Origin of the sequence: Neptuniibacter pectenicola (genome assembly GCF_001597735.1) — a bacterium.
Classification (GTDB): domain Bacteria; phylum Pseudomonadota; class Gammaproteobacteria; order Pseudomonadales; family Balneatricaceae; genus Neptuniibacter; species Neptuniibacter pectenicola.
The window spans coordinates 1-267 of sequence record NZ_LUTS01000130.1 but is presented as its reverse complement, the minus strand read 5'-3'; the positions used below and the strand labels follow the sequence as shown (position 1 = coordinate 267).

Below are 267 nucleotides of genomic sequence, written 5' to 3'. Positions count from 1 at the left end.
GGGGAAAAGGGAGGGAGGGGGGAGAAGGGAGGGGAAGGGGGGGGGAGGAGGAAGAGGAGAGAAAGGGAGAGAAAAGGGAAGGGAAGGAGAGGGGGGAGGGGGAGGAAGAAAGGGGGAGAGGGAAGGGGAGAGGGAGAGAAGAAAGGGGGAGAGGGAAGAGGGAGAAGGAGGGGGGAGGGGGGAAGAGGGGAGAGGAGGGGGGGAGAGGAAGGAGGGGGGGAGAGGGGGAGAAGGAAGGAGGGGAGGGGGAGGAAAAGGGGGGAGAGG

Annotated in this window: 1 protein-coding gene; it reads left to right on the top strand. The window is 65.9% G+C overall.

Going from position 1 to position 267, the window contains the following annotated elements:
* A partial coding sequence (locus A3773_RS19900; RefSeq protein ID WP_197462870.1) for a hypothetical protein occupies positions 1-267 on the top strand: 267 nt, incomplete at both ends.